Origin of the sequence: Metabacillus idriensis, from assembly GCF_009674765.1 — a bacterium.
Classification (GTDB): Bacteria; Bacillota; Bacilli; order Bacillales; family Bacillaceae; genus Bacillus_P; species Bacillus_P idriensis.
This window is the reverse complement of record NZ_WKKF01000001.1, coordinates 78994-103641: the sequence shown is the minus strand read 5'-3', so window position 1 is coordinate 103641 and position 24648 is coordinate 78994. Positions and strand designations below refer to the sequence as shown.

Genomic DNA, 24648 nt, shown 5'->3' with positions numbered 1-24648 from the left:
GCTTTCCGGCTGCGGCAATTTTATTACAAACCCATTCTTTTTATCCTCTTTTCAAAATAAGCTTTGTCATGTTTAATGATTGTCATGACCGTTTCATAAACTGTTTTTGATAAATCCTGGAACGATCGTTTATTAACAGCATCAAGTTCCTCCATAAGATCTTCAGGCAATGAGGATTTACCATTCAATGCTCCTGCGATCGCTCCGCCCATGCTTGCAATCGAATCTGAATCATGCCCATAATTCACACCTCCGATGATCGTCTTCATCGTATTTCCACCCGCTACCAAAAATAAAGCAAGAGCAATCGGCAATTCTTCAATAGAATGAATTCTGCTAGGGGTGTTTGCATTTCCTTTGCCCTGTTTTTTGCGGTCAGAAAAGGTTTTCACTGTATCGAAAGGCTCAATCGCACGTCTTAAATCCTCTCTTGCTTCGAGAACATCTAAATGGACAGCTGCAGCATCCAGCACCGATTCAATGGCAAGCTTTGTACCATCTTTAGCCAGGGTCCGGGAGACATTCAGGATACTTTGCACTGACGCATTTTCGCTCATGGCTTCAGCGACAGCTGCTGCCATTACACCCGCAGCTTCTCTGCCATAGCTTGTTTGATGGGCGCCGGCAAGATCAATCGCTTCTTGATAGGCACGTTCAGGATCTCCTGCGTTCATCATTCCGACCGGACTCATATACATGGCTGCCCCGCAGTTCACCATATTTCCGATGCCCGCTTCACGCGGATCTACATTGGCAAGCCTGTGCCTGAGAAAAAGATATTGTTCTGGATAATAAAGTCTTGTGATAACAGGAGCTTCCTTTCTCAGCTCAGGAATGTAGACCGTCTTCTCAGCTATTTCCTCCACTAATTCTTCCGCAATATCATAAGCAGTTAAATGTCTTTGCTTTCTTTCATATATCTTCAGCAGGGCTTCTACCATTAAAGTATCATCCGTTATGTGCCCGTTGCCCTTTTCAAGCGGCCTCATGTTGCCTGGTTCCTTCCATGCATCACTTGCCGGTTCACGAAATGCTGTGACAACCCCGAATTTTTTCCTGATCACTTCAGGAAGCAGCCCCTCCGTCGGAGAACCCATCGCATCCCCAATAGCGCCTCCATATAGAACACCTTCTATTTTCTCAAGCATCCGCTTCGTCATTGTCCCTCTCCTTCCCTCTTGTTTTCCCCTTAAAGCCAAGCGTAGAAGCTCTTGCCTGCAGTTTTAATTCAAGCTTCATTAAAAAATCATTCTCTTCTGCTTTTCCTTCAATCAATTGAATAAGCTTGTCTGCAGCAGCTACCCCTATTTCATAAACAGGCTGCTCAATCGTTGTGATCTCAGGCTCAACAAGCTTCGTGAGATCAATACCGTCAAACCCTGCAATCGCAATCTCATCAGGAATTTTTTTCCGAAGCGACTTCAGTATTTTTAAACAGCCGATCGCCATTAAATCATTTCCGAGAAAAAAACCATCTGCATCAGGGTGCTCTGTTATCGCTTCCCCAGTCAGCTTCTTCCCGCTTTCAAGACTGAAATCACCTTCATAATGAATCACAGGATGCTCTGGGGAAAACTGTTTTAAACTGTCTGTGTAGCCTCTCAGCCTTTCTTTAGATGGAATCAGCTGTTTCGGGCCTCCTATGTGGATAATCTTTCTGCATCCGACCTCAAACAGGTGGCAGACTGCAAGCTTTGCACCTTTATAATGATCAACTGCCACTGAATTTGTGGATGTCACATCGGCGGCACGGTCTACAATCACAAACGGAATCTTCTTTTCTTTCAGAAGCTTTATTGATTTCCCCTTGAGCTGATAGGGAGCGAAAATAAACCCGTCAATGTACATATTTTCAAAGCTTTCCCACATGGAAACACCCGTCATTTCATTAGAACTGGCAGGCACCAGAATCATTTTGTAGCCTTTGCGCCCTGCTTCTTTTTCAATGGCTTGAACTAACTGGGGAAAGAAAGGGTTGCTGATATCTGGAATGAATAAAGCAATTGTATTTGTTTTTTGTCTCGCAAGACCCCGTGCGATTTCATTTGGTTTATAGTCCAGCTCTTCCATGACAGACTGAATTCTTTTTTCTGTTACGTGACTGACGTATCCTTTTTTATTCAGATATCTGGAAATGGTGGCAACAGAAACATCCGCTTCCCTTGCCACATCCCGAATAGTTGCTTTCTTCTCCCTCAAGTGATTTCCCCCTGAATATCCTATAGTTCCTTCACTTCAATATCTGACAGAAGCGCTTCGCCTTTTCCGAGGACGGAAAATCCAAACATTCCCCGCTTAAAGCGATCATCTTCCGCCTGAAAAATCCGTATGCCGTTAATAAAAAACGTAATGACAATTCCTTTGCAGCACATCTCAAACCGGTACTCCACGCCCGAGGTCCACTTATATGGCACTTCGATCAATCTTTTTATTCCAAAATCAGTTAAAACCAATGAAACCTTATTTTCCCCATCAAATCCAGCTTTGTAATGACGGCAGATTCCTTCCGCTCTGAAAATCATCATGTGCTGATCACCGCTCATCGGCTGTACAGTTGCTGCAACCTTGTAGTCTTCGGAATAATAATTTCCTGTAAAAGAAGAGCACTCATCCTCAGACCTGCAACGCATTTTCCCTTGTTCCAGGCTTGCTTCACCTCTGTGATGGGCAAATGGTGTCACAGATTGAAACTCGAATGCCTGTTTGCTGAAATCAATTTTATAATTTGCCTTCCCTGATATGTGAAACTCATCAATGAACAGCTTTCCAAATGCCCGGTTCAGCAAGTGAGATGGACTTTCAATAATGACACCGACCTCATCGATGATCGCTCCATCTGTGTCAGGAAGAATAAACTCTATTTCGTTCCACTCTTGATTGATCAGCCGGAGTGGTTCAAGCTTAATGTCTTCATCGTTAAACGTGTTTCTGACATACGGAGTGACAAAGAAATCCTCACCCTGCCACTTGTCACAATAAATCTGCATGCTGACCTGCTGGCCGCTGCAGGCTTTAGGGGCAAAAGTCGGTTTGTATTTCTCATCATGAAAGTCTTTTCTCCTGTGAAAAGGTTTATAGAATACCTTGCTTGCATCGCCTTCTATCATCCGGTCAATGAATATCTCCAATGAACCCTTGGTTTCATAACCGGTTTGACTGCTATGTTTTATAAATGTCTTGAAAGGAAAATTCGTTTGAAATCCGTGCGTAGATCCTGGAAGGGTAAAGTCGAAATAGATTTGACCTTCTTTGAAGCTTTTCAGCAATCGGCTTGGAGCCGTCTGCTTTGAAACCCTATAGCCGAGCAGAGCAAGTTCTTTTGCAAATGTAGGAATATCCATGATGTTCAAATAGCCTGAGACACTTGACAGCACAATAAAGTCATTGATCGGCTTCCTGTAATGCTGCGGTATTTTCCAGATTCCATTCCATACTCCCGCAATCGTCCCGATCTTGCCTGCATTGCAATCTGTATCCCAGCCGCACATGGCGGCAATTTCAATCGTTCTATCAAAACTTCCATTTCCATATAAAAGCGCAAGAATGCAAACACCTGCGTTAGGGATGATATGACAGACCCCTGGATATTTATCGTACCCCCAATTTTCCTCTAAAAATGTTCTGCAGGCTCTGAAATCTTCAGGATGCTCCCAATGAAAATCCATCACCTCGTTTACGACTTTGGCGTAGGTGCTGTCATCAGGAATTGTTTTTAGCGCATTTGCTATTATTGCCGGGATGCTCTCTGCATGAAAGGCTTCCGCAATGCATGCAGCAATGAATCTGGCTCCGTAAATCCCATTTTTGTCATGCGAAACACTCGCGGCCTTTGCTGCATAATCAGCCGCCTTCGCTGGGTTTCCCGGAAAAAGAAGCCCCCATGTATCGACAAAGATCTGTCCGCCAATCTGTTCCGCAAGCGTTAAGCCATTTTGACCAGCAGATCCAGAACGCGGCGGCATAATTCCTTTTTTCAAATTCAGATAGGCTGTATGCTCTGTGCTGATGCCTTCTCCGCCCCACCAGAACATGCCGATTCCTTCGCGGGTGTAGTTCAGCCATGCGCGTCCGACATCTTCGGCCCTAAGCTCACGGTCAGCAGCATCATCATAAAGAGCCCTGATAAAAAATGCGGGTCCGTTCGCATCATCATCAGCTGAGAAGACTTTATAGTCTTTAAGATATCCCTTTATATCTCCAAACACATCTTGAATTCTCTCAAAAGTCCATTCAAGAGGCTCAACAGGCGCTCCAAGCCTTATTCCAATATTCATTCCAAGAAACCCTGCATACACACGCTCAAGATAATCTTCAGGAATCAACCGCCATTCCCCTCTCCCATTTCAGTTTCGCTGCAATTCCTGCTGTTCTTTCTAACTTACGTGGGGGGACAGGCTATCATTCTATCTTTTTATTAGAAAAGCGGAATCGGCCGTTTAGCTCCGACAGACAGATAAGTCTCAGACAGTGAAGGCGCTTTTTGCCTTTGCTGGCTGAGACGTTCTGGCCGAGGAGTTGGGCGATGGAGCTGGACATTAATGCGGAAACGATATCCTTCTCTGTTTAAACAAAGAGAGATCCCGAATTCAGAATCTCTCTCTTTTATCTATTTCAATTGCTTGTTTGCGTATTCTGTAATCTCTTTTCCGCCTGCAGCATTCCATTCTTTCACGAATGCATCAAAATCCTCAAGCGGGCGCTTTCCTGTAATGATATCTGTTGCATATTCTTTATACAGGTTCTCCATTGCATCCCAATTGGCAATATACTCTTCAGGCAAAATAAAGAGGTTATCTTCCTGGTAGAATTCATTGACCATTTTCAAAGATTCTTCTGCAGCTCCTCCGAGAAGCGGCTTTTCAAGGGGCATTTCAGGTTTAAACTCAGATGGCTCCCAGAATCTCGCAAACCATTGCTCATAGTACGTGTTTGTAAGATCGATCTTTCCGTCTTCTACTTTATAGTGCTCCCCTTCAAAACCAAGGCGGTCAATCATCTGTCCTTTTGGGCTTGCCAGGTAATCAAGGATTTTAAAAGCGAGCTTCTTTTTATCTGATTGCGAGGAAATGGCTACCCCTCTTGCTTCTTTTGTAACATCTGTTGCGCCAAATCCCTGTCCTTCTCCTTTAGCAGGCGGCAGGACCTTGACTCCTGTGTTTTCACCATTTGTCTGCATCATTTTCCCATTGTAAATATCAATGACTTTGCCGGCTGTACCGACAATCACGCCTGCTTCTCCGTCATAAAAAGCTTTTTCCTTTGTATCCCATTCTTTCGTGATATAGCCTGGGTCAAGAAGACCTTCTTTGTATAATTTTTGATAGAATGCAAGCTTCTCTTTTTCCTGATTCGATATTTTATAGTACTCATATTTGCCGCCGCTGTTTAACCATGATGAAGTAATGCCAAACGACATATTGAAAATAGCATTCAGCTCTTCAAGATCTCCTGCTGCCGTAAAAGCATAAGCAGGTTTTCCCTCTCCGCCCGGAGGATTCGTTTTTAATTCTTTAAAGAAATTGTAGTAATTATCAATTGTCGGATCAGCAACCAGTGCTTTTGATGTTTCCATTTTTTCAAACCAGTCGCCTCTGATTACTGGTGTTTTCTGAGAAAGAGGCTTCACCCACAATAAGTACGGATAATTTTCAAGCCTCTTTTTGTTCCACGGTTCAAGACTGTCCTTTAAATACTTCGATTTTTCAAGATGAGGCGTTAAATCTTCAAGCAAATCCTGATCTGCAATTTGCTGGTCTCCTCCCTGAAAATAAATCATGTCGGGAATATCGCCGCTCAGAAGCAGCAAATTCAATTTTTCAGCATAATTTCCCTGAGGCATTTCAACAAGCTCAAATTTCACATTCAGCTTCTCATCATTCTTCAGCCCCTTTTCAAGCGCTTCAAAATAAGCAACTGAAGCAGGATTCGATGGGTTTTCATCCTTCATCACAATGCGGATCGTTGTAGAGCCATCCTCATTTTTCTCTGACGTTTCCGTTTTTTCCGAGCAGCCTGCAGCAAATGCAAATAGACTTGCAAGCATAATCAGCATAAGTTTCTTCATTGCCATTCTCCTTTTTATAATGAATTTGCCTTAATCCTTTACTCCGCCCTCTAATGCACCCTTTGCATAAAACTTCAGAATGAAGGGATACATAATTAAAAGGGGAACGATGGCAAGCATAATCGTGCCTGCCTGAAGAGATCCAAAATCAAGATTGGCCACACTTTTGTACTCTAAAAGTGTTTGTACTCCGACCAGTGAGGCATTATCCCGTTCAACTACGAATTGTCTGAGCACGAGCTGCAGAGGCCATTTTCCCGGGTCTGTCAAATAAATGGACGCCCGGAAAAATTCGTTCCAATGAAAGACGGCGTAAAATAAACCAAGTGTTGCAAGTGCAGGCTTTGACAGCGGCAGCATAATTCTGAAAAAAATATTCAAGTGACCTGCACCGTCGATTCTTGCTGCTTCAAGAATACTTTCAGGTACATCTTCAAAAAATCGCATCATAATAAACAAGTAATAGACATTGATGGCTTTATAGAGAATAAGAGATAAATAGGAATCAAGCAGACCAAGATCCTTTACCACTAAATATTCAGGTATCAGTCCAGGCTCAAACACCATGATCAAAATCAGGATTACCATAAAAAACTTTCTGCCGACAAGTCTTTTTCTTGTTAAAACATAGGCGGCGAGTGCAGTAAGAAGCAGATTCAGCAAAGTTCCCGCCACGGTGATAAAAATAGAATTGAACAAACTTTTTACAATAAGCGGATTTGAAAGCAGAATTTGATAATTGATCAGCGAAAACCCTTTCGGAATCAGCGACAGCCCCGTCATTTTATGAGCATTTTCTGGCGCTGTGAGGGACAAGGCAAGCAGATTCACAATCGGAATAATCATTGTAAGGGTGATTAAAAATAGACTTGAGTAAAGCAGGATTTTGGACAGTTTAAATTTTTTCATAGAATCCCTCACCAGACCCCTTTCCCGGTCAGCCGTTTCGCAAGGAAATGAGTGCCGAATATAAGAACGACCCCGATCGCTCCTTTAAATAGACTCGCAGCTGTAGCGTAGGCATACTGACCGTTCAGAATTCCAATTCTGTATACATATGTATCCAGAATATCAACAACGCTGATGACGGAATCATTCATAAAGTTAATCACCTGATCAAAGCCTGCATTCATAAAGAAGCCTAAATTCAGAATAAATACCGTTATAATCGTATTGCTCATTTCAGGCAGGGTAATATACCTCATTTGCTGAAGACTTGATGCTCCGTCCATCCTTGCTGCTTCATAAAGAGAAGGACTGATTTTCATAATTGCCGCTAAATAGATAATCGAATCCCAGCCTGCGCTTCTCCACATTTCAGAAAAAACAAGCACCCAGCGGATTTGATCCTTACTTGTCATGTAGTCAAGCGACGGCATCTGAAAGAAATTCCGGATCACGTTCACTCCGCCGTCTACAGGACTCAGCAGACTGATCCAGACACCGGCAATAACGACCCATGACAGAAAATGGGGCAAATAAACGATCGACTGAACATATTTCCTGTAAGGCATATTTCTGACTTCATTGATGAGAAGAGATAGAATAATCGGAATCGGAAAAACAAAAATGATTTTCATCGTGCTGATGATGATTGTATTTTTCAGAACAGAAAAAAACGCCGGTGAATCAAACAGGACATGAAAATGCTTCATGCCGACCCACACATTGTCTCCAATAATCCTGTAGTCCTGAAAGGCAAGCTTCATGCCGATCAAGGGCACAATATGGAAAACGGCAAAGTACAGGAGAGCAGGGAAAATCATGATGTATAGAACCCAGTCTTTGCGCATGAGCCCTAATTTTTGCTTAATCATCACTAGAAACCCTGCTGCAATATTCCTGCACCTCTGCTGCAGTCGGCATCCCGCTCTGAGCCCCTCTCTTTTCAACGCTCAAGCCTGCAGCAATTGCTGCAAATTGAATGCATTCTTTAAGCGGCTTTCTTTGTGAAATGGCGAAAGAAAATGCGCCTGCAAACGTATCTCCTGCACCTGTTGAGTCAACTGGATTGACTTTGATGGCCGGAACGGTTTCTATTTCCTGACCGGTAAAGTAGGTGATGCCTTGTTCTCCTTTTGTTATCAGGAGTTTATTAGCGTGCTTTTTTAAAGCCTCTGCTTCTTCATACTTGCCGTTAAAAATAATTTCTGCTTCATGTTCATTTGGCAGTAAGTAGGTGCAATGGGTGATTACCTCTTCAGATAAAGGCACTGCCGGGGCAGGATTGAGAATGATCTTTTTTCCGTACTTGGCAAGCTCTTTAACGATGTATTCAATTGCGTCCATCGGAATCTCCATTGAAATTAAGATAACTTCTGCTTCTAAGAGATTATTTATCTTTCCCTGCAAATAACCTTCATCCGTTTTTGAATTTGCACCTGGAACAACGATAATTCTGTTTTGTGCATCGCAGATTTCAATCATTGCACAGCCTGTTGACGCTTCGGATTGCTTCTGAATGTTTGAAATACCTACATCATTAATTGATAATCGATCCAGAAGAAAATTTCCGTGCTGATCGTCTCCCACTGTTCCAAACAGGTTGACTGAGCCGCCTAACCTTGCAGCTGCAGTTGCCTGATTTGAGCCTTTTCCGCCGGGGAAAATGTTAAACTCCTTGCCCATAACGGTTTCTCCCATTTTTGGAGAGATATCTGTTACGGCGACCAGGTCGATATTTAAACTGCCAATGACCGCTATTTTATTCATAAACAAATCTCCTAATCTATTTCAAGGTTCATTAAAGGGGCATGCTGCTGCGCGCCATACACATCCCGGTCGAATACAGATCCAGACGAATGGCTTCTATAAAAGGTAATTTTAAATCCCAGCGCCTGATCAAAAAATACGATATGCTTCAGCTGCTCTTCTTTGAGACGATAGAGCATGCAAATAGCGGCCTCCGTGATTTTGTTTGAATGCTTTACATGAAAATAATCTTCACTTTTGCTGAATAAAACATCCAGGGTAATTTCAAATGGTCCGGAGTTTTTGCTTCTGAGCACCTTTGAGTATTCTCCTAATGTTGTCATAGAACCTCCAGCTGAAACGGCATCTCGCTTTTTTTCAGTTTCATAAGATGATAGATTGAAAATTCATAAACAGGACCAAACTCAATATCGCTCGGAGCAAAAGGAAAGGCCAGATTTCCAGCTGTGGACTTTCTTCCCTCATAGCCGTAATGCAAAAATGTGGAGCGCAGCGTTGCACAAATGCTGCTTGCAGCTTCTTGCGTGTCTGCGACAACCTCAAATACAAGACCTATTTCGTGGCCTGAAAAGGGTTCACTCTCATTCTCTCCCAAAACGGCATTTTTGCCATAATGGTAGAAGTTGATTTGATAAGAATGTTCAGGGATATCTTTGTAATGACCGGTTACTTCTTCTTTTACAGCAGCTTCAATTTTTTCGATATTTTTAATCAAAATCGGATCGCGAATACCTGCAAGGACAAATGTTCTGTATGCTTTCACTCTCGCACCTTCAAGCTTCACATGATAATCTTTTGTAAGAACATATTTGCTGCCTGATACTTCAACTGAGCCCTCTCCTGCGTCTTTAAATTTACACTGAGATAAGTCCAGTAAAAATCCAGGTCCATGGAGTATATAGGGGTGATCTTTTTCATAAAAGGTATGAGCTGCCACGCTTGTTGTACTGCATTTTCGGATTGGATTTAAAGCCTGAACAGTAAATGAGCTCTCTTTAATCGTACCGAGAATACAATCCTTCGTCGTTCCAGGCTCTGCGCATAAAGCGCCGCACTCCAATATTTTTCCTAAATGATAGGAAAGACCAGCATCCATACCGTTAAAAATACCAACAGCAGCAAAAGGAGATGGATCAAACGCTCTTCCGCAGACGACAAGATCACACTTCTGATGAAGAGCTTCTAAAATCGGTTCATGTCCCATCTGGGCGACAATTGAATGAGTTTCAGCTAAAGAATGAGGTGTTAAATCCGGAACATTCGGACTCATTTTCCCGATTCTTCCCTCATTTAAAGCCTGACTGATGTACGCGTTATCAAAATCTGCCCAAATGACCCCAACTTTAGGCTTCGCTTTCCTATTCGACAGGATTTCATCGATTATATCCAACGTCCATTCAACATGAGGCTTTGCACCTGCTCCTCCCGCCGAACCGATGATAAGCGGAATGTGAGTCTCCAAAGCGGCGGAAATGAGGATCTCCAAATCTTTTTTGGCAGCCCTCTTCGAAACGATGCCGACACCTGCCCCTAATTTATGAGGACCTGCATCTGTTGAACCGGCATCCACAACAATCGCATGAGGCTTCTTTTTCATGCCATTCTTGAAGCTCTCAATCGGAAAGCCGTATCCAAGCATGCCGCATGGCGACAAAATCCGGATTTCTTTGCTCATGCCATCCCCCTTAAAATCAATTTTTTCATGCACTACCAAATATATGTAACCGGTTACATATTATTAGTAAAACCTAATGGATTTTTATGGGTATGTCAATGTTTTTTCTAAATTTTGTCTATTATTTAGGCTCATTTCGTAATGATTGTTGCTTTCGACTAAATGTTAAAACAATAAGTGGATTGTGGCGGATAAACTTGACTCCTGCGGGAAAATAGAGGGAAATGGGAGACACCGCAGGCATGCCGAGGAGGCTCCCAGCCGGACCGCGGAAAGGAACGGACAACATTTATAATTGGAAATAATTTATGCGCAACAGCCTTTATTAAACCTATTTTTAAGGAGATCTTATGAATAAAGAAACACCCTCAGGCTGCCTTGCTGATCAAGTGTACCGAGCAGAATTTCATTCACTTTTTTCTGATGAACAATTTTCAGTTCAGAAACCAGCCATTCTTCATTTTTTCCCAAACGAAGAAGTTCATTTTTATTTATGCTGCCTTCTCTGATAATGGTGGCAGGAAGATCAAAGGGTGATGGAGTTAAATTTAAATCAAGATTCGTAACCGTTTGATGATCCGCTTTTAAAAAACAGGAAATCCTGCCGTCTGATTCGAAAAGGGCTTTTGCAACCTTTTCAGGATCTTCAATTTGCTGCTTTCTAAGCTCAGAAAGCAAATCTTCAATGGTTAATCTTGCTTTTTTTAAGCCTCTGTAAGAGATCTTGCCATTTGTGATTAAAGGAAAAGCAGGCGGATCAAGAAAGATGCGAAACGCATGCCACTTCAGGCTGATTAAAACGCCCGCTGAATACAAACTAATTAAAACGGCCATCGTGATCATTGAACCTTTTAAACCAAGTCCTTCGTCAGAAAGCGGATGTGCCATGATATTGCCAATGATAAGGGCAATCACGAAATCAAGCAGCCTAAGCTGGGCAATCGATCTCTGACCCATGACTTTAGCAGACAAAGCTAAAAAGAAAAAAGCAATCACAGCTCTCAGAATCCATTGGATGGATGTAAGCGTTTCCTGACCGTGAAAAAAATCCATTCTTTCCACTTCCCAATAAGGTGATTAATCATTATTCTTCTCCTTATCAAGGATGTTTATGAGCCGATCAGAGAACAATTATCCCGGGGAAACACTTCCAAGCCGATAAATAAAGGCCCTCCAACTTTTACACAGAAAATCATCGCTCATTTCACACAAAATAAACGTATCTCCTTCAAGGGAGGAATGTTTGTGGAGACAGTCGATTACGACAAAGCATTGTATTATACACACCGATCACAGTGGGATAACCTGCTGATTCTGATGGTGCGCACAAAAGATGATCTGCTCTCAAAACGAATTGAGCAGTTCCTGCACGCTTATAATTTTGAAAATAACTACGGAGAAGTCGAAAAGAAATTATACTCACTCCTTCGATATATCGATCACGCAGTAGAAACAGGCCATGAGCTGGAAGATGCAGAGTATGCGTATCTGACTTAGAAGTGCCGTTTTCAAAAGCAAGAAAATGGAGCGGGATCTCATCCCCTCCATTTTACTTTTGCTTTTGCATATAAAATTCTACATACATTTTAAGTTCCTCGACCAGCTGGCCAACAAGCACTGCTGAGTCTTCAAGCAGTTTTTTGTTTTCATAATCAAAGCAGATTGGATCAAGGGCAAGCTGTTTTGGAATGGCATTAGCATATACGCCTCTCATCACAGTCCTCATATTGTTCAGAGCATTGATTCCGCCTTTTCCGCCGCCGGCAACAGCAATCAAGCCAACCGGTTTATGTGCAAAATGGGAACTTCCTAAATAATCCAGGGCATTTTTTAATGCACCGCTCATGCCGCTGTGATATTCAGGTGATAATAAAATGATGCCGTCAGCTGCTTTTACCTTGTTTTTCAATTCCTGAACAGCTTCAATCTTTTCCTGTTCTTCCTCTCCATCAAATATAGGGAGATTCAGTACACTTATATCGATATACTCTGCTCCGTATTTTTCAGCAATAAATGCTGAGGCGAGCCGGGTTCTGCCTTTTTTCCTCGGGCTTCCGTTAATAACAAGCAAGTTCATTTTCATTCTTCCTCTCTTATTTGTCCAAGCCATTCTTCACTGCATACAGGGCAGCTTGTGTCCGGTCAGCAAGGGACAGCTTGGATAGAATATTTGACACATGTGTTTTGACGGTCTTTTCTGTGATATATAGTGAAGCGGCAATTTCCTTATTGCTTTTGCCTTTTGCAATCTCCTTCAATACATCATTTTCCCGATTCGTAAGCGGTGTCAACAGCTTTTCATCTTTTTGATTCCTTTGCATCAAATGGGACATGACGTGAGATGTGACTTTAGGATGAAGCTTGCTTTCTCCTTTCAGAACCTCCCTGACCATATGAACTAGTTCATCAGGTTCGACATCCTTGAGCTGATAGCCTGATGCTCCAGCCTGAATAGCCGGAATCACATGGTCCTGATCGGCGTAGCTCGTTAAAATAATAATTTTTATCTGTTCGTTGAATGTCCGGATTTCCTTCGTTGCATCTACTCCGTTCATGATTGGCATAGAGAGGTCCATTAATATCACGTCCGGCATCAGCGTGCGGACCATCTTCACAGCCTCTTCGCCATTTTCTGCTTCTCCGACAATCTCAATATCTTTTTGGGTAGAAAGGAAAAAATGAAGGCCTCTTCGGACCACTTTATGATCGTCGGCAATTAACAGGCGGATCCCCATGTTCTTGTCCCCCTTTTAAATTGGTATTTTCACTTCGATTTCGGTGCCTTTATTTAATCCGGCAGTTATCTGGAATGTACCATTTAATTTTTTCGCCCGATTTTTCATTCCCTGAAGCCCTAAAGAAGGCAGAGGAACTTTTTCATTGTAGGAAAACCCTGCTCCCTGATCTCTAATCGACATGGTTACCTCATTTTTCGATCTGTGTATACGGATGGCTGCAGATTTGGTTTGTGCATGCTTTTTGCAATTGTTTAACGCTTCCTGACCGATTCTCCACAGCGCTTCCTCTGTGTCACACGGCAGCGTTTGAACGCCCTGAATATCCGTCTCAAGCTCAAGGCCCAGTATTTTTGCGTAATTCAGCAGTGCTGATGCAATCCCATTTTCCAGTCCCTGCGGCCTTAGCTGCCAGATTAAAGCCCTCATTTCGGCAAGAGCCTCCTGTGAAAGATCTTGAACATACGTCAGCATTTCTTTCATCTTTTGATCTTCTGTCATTTCCTTTGACCCTCTTGCCGTCAGCATAATGGAAAAGAGGAGCTGATTGACGGAATCATGCAGATCCTGCGCCAGCCGGTTACGCTCTGCAATGAGAGCCAGATGCTGTTCGTTTTCGACAAGTTTCATGCGTTTCATAGCAGTACCTATTTGAAAGGCAACAGCCTCAAGCAGGGCAAGCTCTTCTGTTGTGAAATGAGTTTTATTTGGAGAAGCTACATTTAGTAAGCCGATCTTTTCGTTCCCTGTTCGGAGCGGAACAGTAGCATGATGGGTAATCTCATTTGTTTCACCCCAATCAAATTGCTCCGCGTCTTCTAATCGTTTGCAGTTGATAATATTCGCCGCCTTGTTTAAACGGCCGTCTGCAAATTTATCGATGCACCAGCAATCTCCTCTGCACATTGCTTTTTTACAATCTCTTTCCAGGGCAGGCGGAAGCTTGTGGTCTGCAGCCAGTCGATACTCCTTATCTGCATCAATGAGAAAAATCCATCCTGTTTCCAGTCCAGTTACGTGAAGAAGCTTCTTCAAAACGTCATCAAGCATTTGATCCAGATCATTAGACTGATTCAGCGTTTCTGCGATCGTCTTCAGTGTCTGCAGTTCCAAAATGCGCTTTTCATCATTAGCCATATTTTTCTCCCTCACCATGTTTATATTGATAGTATATCAGCGTTTCTCCTTTTGCTGCCTTCTCAATGTGACTGATTTTTTCTCATACTTTAGATGGAGATTTTTTTCAAATCGCATTTTAAGCAATAAAACCGATAAAATGCCTGAATATCTTGAATGCGCGTGCTCCACATTTCCACACCGAAAAAAAACCGCTGAATAAGCGGCTTTTATATAATCGGATATTGCTGATTCCCTTTACGATGCCTCTTGATGCATTAAAAAAGCTGAAAAAGGTTCGCCTTTTTCAGCTGCATTTTATCTATTAGATTAATTCGTTTACTTTTTTCATAAGAGCAGAAGTAAGAGCTTCAAGCTTTTGTTCGCTGTCCGCAAGTGTTTCGCCTTTTACCCCAAAGTAGAATTTCGCTTTCGGCTCTGTTCCGGATGGACGCAGGCAGAACCAAGATCCATCTTCTAAATAGTACTTCAGAACGTTGGATGGCGGCAGCGTGATTTCTTCTGTCGTTTTAGCTTCTGCGTCGAAGCGGGTTCCTGCTTTGTAGTCCTCAATCGTAACAACTTTTTTATCTCCCATCATCTCAGGAGGATTGCTGCGGAATGAAGCTAAAATGCTTTGAATCTGTTCTGCACCGTCTTTCCCTTTAAGGGTCAATGATTCAAGACCTTCACGGTAATAGCCATATTGTTCAAAAATTTCGAGTAATCCTTCATAAAGCGTTTTGCCTTGTTTTTTATAATAAGCTGCTACTTCAACAGCTAAAATTGCTGCTTGTACAGCATCTTTATCACGGGCGAAGTCTCCAATCAGATAGCCGTAGCTCTCTTCATAGCCAAATTGGAAGGTATACTGGCCAGTGCGCTCATATTCATTGATTTTTTCCCCGATGAACTTAAAACCTGTCAGTGTATCGATTGTATCTAAACCGAAAGAAGCTGCTACATCTCTTCCGATTTCTGACGTTACAATTGTTTTCAGGACCACACCATTATCAGGCAGAATGCCCTTATCTTTTTTCTGCGAAAGTAAATAGTGAAGAAGAATGGCACCTGTTTGGTTGCCCGTTAAAACGACATATTCCCCTTCTAAATTCTTCACGGCGATTCCAAGACGGTCTGCATCAGGATCTGTTGCAATCAATAAGTCCGCATTGGTTTTCTTTCCGTCACGGATCGCGTATTCAAATGCAGCATGCTCCTCAGGGTTAGGAGACTTGACTGTGCTGAAGTTTGGATCAGGCAGCTCCTGCTCTGATACAACGGTTACATTTTTATAGCCAAGTGCTTCAAATCCGCGGCGAACAGGTTTATTTGCTGTACCGTGAAGAGGAGTAAAGACTATATTCAAATCAACTTCTTTAGATAGTTCCGGATTCACAGAGATCGTGACAAGCTTGTCTGTATAAGCAGTGTCGATTTCTTCCCCGATCATTTTAATAAGACCTGCAGCTTTTAATTCTGCTTCATCCTTTACCTGGATACTTAGTTCATCCTCAATTGCGTTTACTTTGGCGATGACTTCATCTGCTGCTGCAGGAGGCAATTGACCGCCGTCTTCGCCGTATACTTTATAGCCGTTATATTCAGGAGGATTGTGGCTTGCTGTGACGACAATGCCAGAGAAAGCATTTAAATACCGTACTGCAAACGACAGTTCTGGTGTCGGGCGCAATTCTTCAAAGACATATGTTTGAATGCCATGGCTTGCAAGGGTTTTTGCCGCTTCCATTGCAAATTCGGGTGATTTGTGGCGGGAATCATACGCAATCGCCACTCCGCGTTTTTTCGCATCTTCACCGAAGGAATCAATATAAAGCGCCAGGCCTTCAGATGCTTTTCGGACAGTATACAAGTTCATGCGGTTAATTCCAGGTCCAATTTCGCCGCGCATGCCGCCTGTTCCAAATTCTAAGTTTTTGTAAACGCAATCCTCGCGCGCTTTATCATTATCTTCTAAATCTGATAAAAGAAGTCTTAATTCTGAATCTAAATCTGTTTTGCTGGTCCAGCGCTGATAGCTTTTTTCAAAACTCATAACGTACCTCCAATAATTTTAGATTATAAGTGTTACTTATTCATTTCTTCATTTTTTAGACAATTCCTGCCTAAATTCGTATGTAAATAATAGAAATCAGTCGATTCCATGGCTTATTTTAACACATATTGGGACTTGCTGATATTTTAATTTTGTTAAAAAAAATCAATTTCAAAATAATAAAATCCAAAGAAAAACGGCAGCCAATTTTGCTTTCAAATCGGCTGCCGTACTCGATTCTTTTATCAGTTTGCTTTTCTTACCTCATCAGGCACAACTGCGTCATGCAGATGCGTTTGAAGCTTATCAACGTGCTGCTGCTTTTGTTCAGGAGTCCATTTAAATTTTTCAGCCATATAATTTGTGACTCCTTCCTGGTACGTTCTTGCCCAGTTAATATCAAAGTACACTGCACCCGTTCTTCTGACAAAGAAGTCTGAAGGAGCAGCTGTCATTTCCTCTGTCATTGCATAGTCAATCTCAGCAAGGATGTAAACGGGCAATCCATATCTTTGTGCAAGCGGTTTTAACATCTCCACTCTCTCAAACAGCGCATCTGCATTTGATCCGTATCGTCTTGATAAATGTTTCGCCTGCATTTCAGTCAGTCCAAGAGACATGCCTTGTTCTGTTTTTGTTTTGACAAACGTTTTAAGACTTGCTGAACCGCCTACATGACCGCCTGAAATTGGCATGTTTCTTGTTTTGCATGCACCAAAATCCTTTAGTCCGGCTTCTTTGAAATCTTTTACAATGAAATCAATAATGTGCTCGGCCATTTTTCTGTAGCCTGTCAGTTTTCCGCCTGCAATCGTGATGAGCCCGGTTTCTGATGTCCAGATCTCATCTTTCCTTGAGATTTCAGAAGGATCTTTGCCGTCTTCATGAATAAGCGGACGAATACCGGCCCAGCTTGATTCAGCATCCTCTGCACGGATAGAGAGATCCGGGAACATATAGTTGATGGATTCGATCACATAGTCTCTGTCTTTTACAGTCATTCGCGGATTTTTCGGATCTTCCTTATAGACTGTATCTGTAGTGCCAACATAGGTTTTGCCGTCGCGAGGTATAGCAAATACCATCCGTTTATCAGGCGTATCAAAATATATGGCTTGTTTTAACGGGAACTTGCTTTGATCAAAGACTAAATGAATTCCTTTTGTCATCTGCAGGGATTTTCCATTTTTGGACTTATCCATTTCTCTAAGCTGATCGACCCAAGGACCTGCTGCATTGATGATTTTCTTAGCATACACATCATATTTTTTTCCGGAAATCGTATCTACGATATGAACACCGATGACTTTGCCTTTTTCGTAAATAAACCCGTCCGCTTTTGCGTAGTTGACTGCGTCAGCACCGAAGCGTACAGCTTCTTTCATGACTTCGATTGTCAGTCTTGCATCATCAGTTCTGTATTCCACATAATACCCGCCGCCTTTAAGTCCCTGTTTTTTCACTAGCGGCTCTTTCGCAAGTGTTTCTTTGGCGCTTAGCATCTTTCTTCTTTCACCGCGTTTAACAGCTGCAAGAAAATCATAGACACGAAGGCCGATGGATGTTGAAAATGGTCCGAATGTGCCACCTTTATGCATTGGGAGCAGCATCCACTCTGGAGTTGTTACATGGGGTCCGTTTTCATATACAATGGCTCTTTCTTTTCCGACCTCTGCCACCATTTTAACTTCAAATTGCTTGAGGTAGCGCAGTCCGCCGTGCACAAGCTTAGTCGATCTGCTTGAAGTTCCCGCTGCAAAGTCCTGCATTTCAACAAGACCGATTTTCATTCCTCTAGAAGCAGCATCAAGCGCGATGCCAGATCCTGTAATTCCTCCGCCAATAACAAATACATCGTACGTTTCACGGGTCATTTTATTTAAGATATCGTGTCTTTTATCGCTAGAAAAAGTCATTAGATATTCCTCCTAATATTTTCCAGAAGGGATTAAAAAAGAGACCACAACAAGCTAGTGCAGCAATAAATGCCTGCCCTAGTGTTGTGGCCTCTCCCAATCTCCAACCGTTCTATTAACTTGATGTTAGTATATCACAAGTAGTGTTTATTTAAAAGCCTGAGCTGCTTTTACCGCTTTTTTCCATCCGCCGTATAATTCATCGCGGACTGCATCTTCCATTTCTGGTTCAAACTGCTTGTCTAATTTCCATTGCTTTGTAATATTCGATTTATCTTCCCAGAAGCCTACAGCAAGACCTGCAAGATAGGCTGCACCAAGGGCAGTTGTTTCATTTACTTCAGGACGCTCAACCGGCACTCCCAGCATGTTGCTCTGGAAATCCATGAGGAAATTATTTTTAACAGCTCCGCCGTCAACGCGAAGAGTTTTTAACGAAATGCCTGAATCAGCTTCCATAGCTGTCAGAACATCCTTCGTTTGATAAGCAAGTGATTCAAGTGTAGCACGGACAAAGTGCTCTTTTGACGTGCCGCGTGTTAAACCGAAAACAGCTCCCCTCACGTCACTGTCCCAGTAAGGTGTACCGAGCCCTACAAATGCAGGTACAACATAGACGCCGTCCGTTGACTCAACACGATCAGCATATCGCTCGCTGTCCTTCGCATCTTTAAACATGCGGAGTCCGTCACGCAGCCACTGAATCGCTGAACCCGCTACGAAAATACTTCCTTCAAGCGCATACTCGACTTTGCCGTCAACACCCCACGCAATTGTCGTTAACAGGCCATTTTCAGAATGGATTGCCTTTTCGCCTGTATTCATCAGCATGAAGCAGCCTGTGCCATACGTATTTTTAGCCATTCCTTCTTCAAAGCATGCTTGTCCAAATAATGCTGACTGCTGATCTCCTGCAGCCCCTGCAATAGGCACAGAATGACCGAAGAAGTGATACTCAATTGTATTTGCATACACTTCTGATGAAGGCTTAACTTCTGGAAGCATTGATTTTGGAACGGTTAAATAGTCTAATAGCTCCTCGTCCCACTTTAATTCATGAATGTTATACATTAATGTGCGGGAAGCATTTGAATAATCGGTTACATGCGCTTTTCCGCCTGAAAGCTTCCAGATCAGCCACGTATCAATCGTTCCAAATAAAAGATCGCCTTTTTCAGCTTTTTCTCTTGCCCCGTCGACATTATCTAAAATCCATTTCACTTTTGTGCCGGAGAAATAAGCATCAATTAATAAGCCTGTCTTTTCTCTGAACGTATCGTTGTAGCCTTTTTCTTTCAATTCTTCGCAAATGCCGGCCGTTTGTCTTGATTGCCATACAATTGCATTGTATACAGGCTGTGATGTGTTCTTATCCCAGACAACGGCTGTCTCACGCTGATTCGTGATTCCGATGCCGGCGATTTGCTCTGGTTTTACATTCGTTTCTGATAAACAAGTAGCGATTACAGCTAAAATAGATCCCCAGATTTCATTTGCATTATGCTCTACCCAGCCTGGCTTAGGGAAATACTGTTTAAATTCTTTTTGAGCAATGTGAACAATTTCACCTTGTTTGTTAAATAAAATGGCTCTTGAACTAGTCGTTCCTTGATCTAACGATAAAATGTACTTTTCCATGATAAGTCCCCCTAAGAATTAATAGACTGCTGATTTAATAGGCTGCTGATCTTTGTGTTGATTGTTTTTTAGTCATTGCAAAGACAAGTGAAAGCATGAAGACTAATGCTGCTGCTACATACCAAAAGGAATTATTCATAGTACCTTTAAACACGTAATTGTAAAAGACTGCGGCAAACGAGCCTCCCGCTAACGGCGCAACAACTGGTATCCATGCATATTTCCAGTTCGAACTCCCTTTTCCTGCTATCGGAAGCACAAAATGTGCAAGTCTCGGTCCAAGGTCACGAGCCGGGTTAATGGCATATCCAGTTGTACCTCCAAGCGATAAACCGATTGCAACAACAAGGAAACCTACGATAAGCGGATTTAAGCCTTCTGTAAATGTGTTCGCTCCGATTGCAAGCAATGTGAGCACAAAAATAAATGTTCCTAATGCTTCACTGATAAAGTTGGCAAAGTAATTTGGAATGGCAGGGCTTGTTGAAAAAACACTGAGCTTTGCCCCTTGATCTTCTGTTTCTTTCCAGTGCGGCAAGTACTGCAAGTATACCAGTACTGCTCCAAGGAATGCTCCAAGCATCTGGGCAACAATGTATCCTGGCACTAGGCTCCATTCAAAAGATCCTGAAAAGGCAAGCGCAAAGGTTACTGCAGGATTCAAATGCGCACCGCTTATTCCGCCGACTGCATAAACAGCCATTGCAACGCCGAATCCCCATCCCATCGTGATAACAATCCAGCCTGACTGATGAGCAAATGACTTTTTCAAGCTGACGCCGGCACAGACGCCTCCTCCAAAAACAATCAATATCATTGTACCTATTACTTCTCCCCAAAAAGCCGTCATGTTTATTTCCTCCATTCTTATAAATGTGAGATAGGTTTTAAGAATAAAAAAATCCACAGCAAATGACTTTACACAAAAGTAAAGAACTGCTGTGGATCTCCGTTTCTCCATCACATTTATTAACTTGCCTTTATGGTACATGCTAATGAAAGCGGTGTCAACAGAAAAATATTATATTTTTTGATAATTTTTCCATAAATCCATTTCTGATGATGTAACGGCTGTAGCTCCTGCCTGAATGGCTTTATGCACCTCTTCTGATGTTTTCACAAACCCGCCGGCAAAGATTGGAATACCTGTTTTCTTTTTTATCTCTTCGATTAAACTTGGGACAAGTCCCGGAAGAACCTCAATATAGTCAGGCTGTGTCCTTTTAATCAAATCAAGGCTTTTTTCCAGTGCACTCGAATCAAGCAGAAACAGCCTCTGAATCGCATAGATTCCGCGCTGCTTTGCTTTTGCGATCACATTGGACCGTGTCGAAATTAATCCTGCAGGCTTTACCTCCTGGCAAATAAACTCGGCTGCATATTCATCGTGCTTCAGTCCCTGAATCAGATCGACGTGGATCAGCATTTTCTTGTTTGAAGAATTAGCAAGCCGGACAATATTCCGCACCTGGCCGAGGTGCGTATCAAGAAGCACGCCGTATGTATAAGGACTTTCGAGAAAACGTTCAAACTGCTTCATATTGCGGATTGCAGGAAGTATCTGCTGGCCTTCAAAACTCATAAATAATCCTCCTTCCATTTATTAGTTAATTTTATAGATAAATGCATACAAGGAATGTACTATATACAGGATGACAACTCAAGAAGAATTCTATAGTTAATGGATGTTGGGGCTCGAATTTCCGATGGAAAAGTCTATTTTGAGCCGGATAATCCGTTTGGGTGCGGGACCTTTAGATAGAGGGGGGACACTTTCGCGTTGCTATCTCCAGTTAATTACATTGCTTTTTATATTAATCAAAAAAAAGAGACAAAGAACAGTCTTTGTCTCCGTATGCGGATCGATTAGTCTTAAAATCTGAATTTACGATAAGTAGTTCTGCTTTTTCGATATAAAATACCCAAAAACCGACAAAAAATCTCTTATTTTCGATAAGAACCTTAATGCTTTCTATATCGAATTCCATACACGTCATGTCTGCGGTCTTTCAGCTGTCTGACCGTTCCGGACTGGCGCTGCCTGCGGAGAATTTCAAGGTCCACATCTCCGATTACAACCATTTCGATGTTGGGATTGCACTCGCCGACGATGCCGTCTCTTGCAAATTCAAAATCCGACGGTGCAAAGATAGCAGATTGCGCGTACTGAATATCCATATTTTCTGTTTGAGGGAGATTCCCGACTGTGCCTGAAATGACCGTATAAATCTGATTCTCCACCGCACGCGCCTGTGAGCAATAGCGGACACGCAGATAGCCCTGGCGATCTTCTGTACAAAATGGCGTAAAAATAATTTTAGCGCCTTTCTCAGTAGCAATGCGTGCAAGCTCGGGGAATTCAATGTCATAGCAGATTTGAATCGCAACCTTGCCGCAGTCTGTATCAAAGACTTTAACATCATCCCCTCTGCTGATTCCCCACCATTTGCGTTCATTTGGCGTGATATGAATTTTATATTGCTTTTCAATTGTGCCGTCTCTGCGGAAAAGATAAGCAACGTTAAAGATTTTTCCGTTATCTTCCTCTACAAAGTGAGATCCGCCAACGATATTGACATTGTATTTCACTGCAAGCTCTGTAAAAAGACTAATGTACTCTTCTGTATACTCAGTCAGCCTGCGGATCGCTCTGCTTGGTGATTTCTCATCCAAAAAGGACATTAACTGAGTTGTGAGCAATTCCGGGAATACAGCAAAATCAGCAGATGCATCTGATGCAACGTCTGTATAATATTCCACCTGATTCGCAAACTCTTCAAACGAATTAATTTGCTTCATTTGATATTGAACAACACATATCCGCACCGGTAAAGCCGTCTTGTAGTAGCGTTTCGTATTTGGCAGATAGTCGACATTGTTCCATTCCATCAGCGTGGCATATTTGCCTGAAGCACGGTCATCGGGTAAATAGTTTGGATTGATCCTCATAAGCGTAAATCCGTTCAGCAGCTGAAACGAAAGAACGGGATCGTAAATTTTGTGATGGATGACCTCCTGCACATACTGTCGCGGAGACATTTCATTTTCGAACTTATGATAATTAGGGATTCTCCCCCCGATAATGATGCTTTTAAGATTTAGGCGTCTCGCAAGATCCTTTCTTGCTTCATAAAGCCTGTGGCCGATTTTCATCCGGCGGTATTCAGGATGGACCATCACTTCAATTCCGTACATATTGTAGCCGTCAGGATTATGGTTTGATATATAGCCATTATCCGTAATATCATCCCAAGTGTGACGGTCATCATATTCATCAAAGTTTATGATCAGACTTGAACATGAACCAATAATCTTTCCTTCGAATTCAGCACAGAACTGGCCTTCCTGAAAATGCTCCAAATGACTTTCAAGATGCTCTCTTTCCCATGGAGCCATGCCAGGGAAGCATAAAGCCTGCATCGCCAGTATTTCATCTATGTCTTTCTCTTCAATATTTCTGATAATCATTTTTTTCTCGAATTTGGATAAATCAATTGTATCAGTCAAAAGAATCGCTCCTTTATGTAGTAACAGCAATTTATTCCCTCAATAGACTTCTCTGAAACATTTTCAGTTTCTTGACTCAATTATCGAGATGACTTTTTCAAGCTCCATTTCCGCCATCGATTCTAAACGGTGATCAGTTTCCCCAAACTCTAAATGAACAGTTACACTGTTTGGAACAATGGTGCAGTACATGCCTGCTTTTTTAGCGGCAAGTGCTCCGTTTGCGGAATCTTCAAAAGCGAGACACTCGCTTGGCTTAACACCGAGGCATTTAGCTGCTTCTATGTACAATGCAGGATCCGGTTTAACGAATTCAACATGATTGGAGGTGCGGATACACTCAAAATAATCAATTAAATCCAAGCTTTTTAAATAGGATGATACCCATTCATAGCTTGAACTTGATGCCAGGCCGATTTTCAGACCCAATTCCTTTGCAGCCATTAAATAATCCTCTACACCCGGTCTTGCCGCTTCAGCTGATATTCTCTTTTCAAACTTCTCTTTTTGAAGGCGTGTTAAATGATCATGATCGATTGATCTTCCAGTTTGTTCTTCCAAGTAAACAAATGGGTTGAAATCAGATGACGTTCCTATCACTTTACCCCATACTGACATGGGCAATTCACTGCCCTGTTCTTTAAAAATTTCCTGGAGAACTTCATATTCATGCGTTTCGGTGTCAAGAATCAATCCGTCAAAATCAAAGATAATCGCTTTAATCATGCATCTTCCCCCTGTCATTATTATGTTCATTATATAACGGAAAAAGAAAACAAGAAAAGCGCAAGCGCCCGTTTAGCAGAGGCATGACAGATAAGGATCCGAAAGTATTGGATTTTTTTTCCGATGCTATCGAATCCTTTCTGGCCGAGTAGCATAAGCGATTCCGCTCGCCATCGAAGCGCAAAATTTTATACTTTCTTATCTTTTAAAAAGGCTCTTTTTGTAAACTTTGTTGCTAGGATATGTTTTAAACCATAAGTGGATTGCAGCGGATAAACTTGACTCCCGCGGGAAACAGAGGGAAATGGTTGATTCCATTTTGCAGCACGTCTTTCTGGGTTTTTGTCTCATACAGCACGGTTGACTCCATTTTGCAGCCTGCATTCTGGATTTCTGTCCTCATACTGCGTGGTTGATTCCTTTTTGCAGCCGCCTTTCTGGGTTTTTGTCCTCATACAGCGCATTTGATTCCATTTTGCAGCCGCCTTTCTGGGTTTTTGTCC

Annotated in this window: 21 protein-coding genes; 1 reads left to right on the top strand and 20 read right to left on the bottom strand. The window is 42.3% G+C overall.

Going from position 1 to position 24648, the window contains the following annotated elements:
* Window positions 1–23: 23 nt before the first annotated feature.
* From GJU41_RS00585 to GJU41_RS00540, 10 genes are all read right to left on the bottom strand, one after another.
* The gene (locus tag GJU41_RS00585; RefSeq protein WP_083328245.1) at window positions 24–1160 is read right to left on the bottom strand and encodes an ADP-ribosylglycohydrolase family protein; all 1137 of its coding nucleotides are present in this window, start codon (window positions 1158–1160) and stop codon (window positions 24–26) included.
* Window positions 1141–2199, bottom strand: a complete 1059-nt coding sequence (locus GJU41_RS00580) for a LacI family DNA-binding transcriptional regulator (RefSeq protein ID WP_154317823.1) — start codon at window positions 2197–2199, stop codon at window positions 1141–1143. The genes GJU41_RS00585 and GJU41_RS00580 overlap by 20 nt, the downstream gene beginning before the upstream one ends.
* Before the next feature lie 20 nt (window positions 2200–2219).
* Window positions 2220–4322, bottom strand: coding sequence for an ADP-ribosylglycohydrolase family protein (locus tag GJU41_RS00575; protein ID WP_083328247.1), 2103 nt, complete (start codon window positions 4320–4322; stop codon window positions 2220–2222).
* A gap of 284 nt (window positions 4323–4606) precedes the next feature.
* Window positions 4607–6064 carry an extracellular solute-binding protein gene (locus tag GJU41_RS00570; RefSeq protein ID WP_070877157.1) on the bottom strand — a complete coding sequence of 486 codons (1458 nt, stop codon included), beginning with the start codon at window positions 6062–6064 and terminating at the stop codon, window positions 4607–4609.
* A gap of 30 nt (window positions 6065–6094) precedes the next feature.
* Window positions 6095–6973, bottom strand: a complete 879-nt coding sequence (locus tag GJU41_RS00565; protein WP_070877158.1) for a carbohydrate ABC transporter permease — start codon at window positions 6971–6973, stop codon at window positions 6095–6097.
* A gap of 8 nt (window positions 6974–6981) precedes the next feature.
* Window positions 6982–7881, bottom strand: coding sequence for an ABC transporter permease (locus tag GJU41_RS00560; RefSeq protein ID WP_070877159.1), 900 nt, complete (start codon window positions 7879–7881; stop codon window positions 6982–6984).
* Window positions 7874–8776 (bottom strand): ribokinase, encoded by a 903-nt coding sequence (gene rbsK, locus GJU41_RS00555; RefSeq protein WP_070877160.1) that lies wholly within the window; start codon window positions 8774–8776, stop codon window positions 7874–7876. The genes GJU41_RS00560 and rbsK overlap by 8 nt, the downstream gene beginning before the upstream one ends.
* An 11-nt stretch (window positions 8777–8787) precedes the next feature.
* The gene (locus GJU41_RS00550; protein WP_070877161.1) at window positions 8788–9099 is read right to left on the bottom strand and encodes a DUF4387 domain-containing protein; all 312 of its coding nucleotides are present in this window, start codon (window positions 9097–9099) and stop codon (window positions 8788–8790) included.
* Window positions 9096–10451: an acyclic terpene utilization AtuA family protein gene (locus GJU41_RS00545; protein ID WP_070877162.1), complete on the bottom strand. Its 1356-nt coding sequence runs from the start codon at window positions 10449–10451 to the stop codon at window positions 9096–9098. The genes GJU41_RS00550 and GJU41_RS00545 overlap by 4 nt, the downstream gene beginning before the upstream one ends.
* A gap of 348 nt (window positions 10452–10799) precedes the next feature.
* Complete coding sequence (locus GJU41_RS00540; RefSeq protein ID WP_070877163.1) at window positions 10800–11504, bottom strand: DUF421 domain-containing protein; 705 nt, start codon at window positions 11502–11504, stop codon at window positions 10800–10802.
* Between the two features lie 192 nt (window positions 11505–11696).
* On the opposite strand from GJU41_RS00540, the gene GJU41_RS00535 reads away from it, so the two are divergent.
* A complete protein-coding gene (locus GJU41_RS00535; protein WP_070877164.1) occupies window positions 11697–11948 on the top strand; it encodes a YhdB family protein in 252 nt (83 codons plus the stop codon).
* 52 nt (window positions 11949–12000) lie between these two features.
* Here the strand turns inward: GJU41_RS00535 and GJU41_RS00530 are convergent, their stop codons facing one another.
* The 10 genes from GJU41_RS00530 to GJU41_RS00485 form a co-directional block, all read right to left on the bottom strand.
* On the bottom strand, window positions 12001–12528 hold the full coding sequence (locus GJU41_RS00530; RefSeq protein ID WP_070877165.1) for an NADPH-dependent FMN reductase: 528 nt from the start codon (window positions 12526–12528) through the stop codon (window positions 12001–12003).
* Between the two features lie 16 nt (window positions 12529–12544).
* Window positions 12545–13186 (bottom strand): response regulator, encoded by a 642-nt coding sequence (locus tag GJU41_RS00525; protein ID WP_070877166.1) that lies wholly within the window; start codon window positions 13184–13186, stop codon window positions 12545–12547.
* A gap of 15 nt (window positions 13187–13201) precedes the next feature.
* Window positions 13202–14323: a GAF domain-containing sensor histidine kinase gene (locus GJU41_RS00520; RefSeq protein WP_154317821.1), complete on the bottom strand. Its 1122-nt coding sequence runs from the start codon at window positions 14321–14323 to the stop codon at window positions 13202–13204.
* Between the two features lie 304 nt (window positions 14324–14627).
* Window positions 14628–16358 (bottom strand): phospho-sugar mutase, encoded by a 1731-nt coding sequence (locus tag GJU41_RS00515; protein WP_154317820.1) that lies wholly within the window; start codon window positions 16356–16358, stop codon window positions 14628–14630.
* Between the two features lie 245 nt (window positions 16359–16603).
* A complete protein-coding gene (locus tag GJU41_RS00510) occupies window positions 16604–18274 on the bottom strand; it encodes a glycerol-3-phosphate dehydrogenase/oxidase (RefSeq protein ID WP_154317819.1) in 1671 nt (556 codons plus the stop codon).
* A gap of 147 nt (window positions 18275–18421) precedes the next feature.
* A complete protein-coding gene (gene glpK / locus GJU41_RS00505; protein ID WP_070877170.1) occupies window positions 18422–19912 on the bottom strand; it encodes a glycerol kinase GlpK in 1491 nt (496 codons plus the stop codon).
* A gap of 34 nt (window positions 19913–19946) precedes the next feature.
* A complete protein-coding gene (locus GJU41_RS00500; RefSeq protein WP_070877171.1) occupies window positions 19947–20762 on the bottom strand; it encodes an MIP/aquaporin family protein in 816 nt (271 codons plus the stop codon).
* 171 nt (window positions 20763–20933) lie between these two features.
* Window positions 20934–21494: a glycerol-3-phosphate responsive antiterminator gene (locus tag GJU41_RS00495; protein ID WP_154317818.1), complete on the bottom strand. Its 561-nt coding sequence runs from the start codon at window positions 21492–21494 to the stop codon at window positions 20934–20936.
* Window positions 21495–21874: 380 nt separating this feature from the next.
* Complete coding sequence (locus tag GJU41_RS00490) at window positions 21875–23380, bottom strand: GNAT family N-acetyltransferase (protein WP_396653195.1); 1506 nt, start codon at window positions 23378–23380, stop codon at window positions 21875–21877.
* A 102-nt stretch (window positions 23381–23482) separates the two neighbouring features.
* Complete coding sequence (locus tag GJU41_RS00485; protein WP_070877174.1) at window positions 23483–24145, bottom strand: HAD family hydrolase; 663 nt, start codon at window positions 24143–24145, stop codon at window positions 23483–23485.
* Between the last annotated feature and the right edge of the window lie 503 nt (window positions 24146–24648).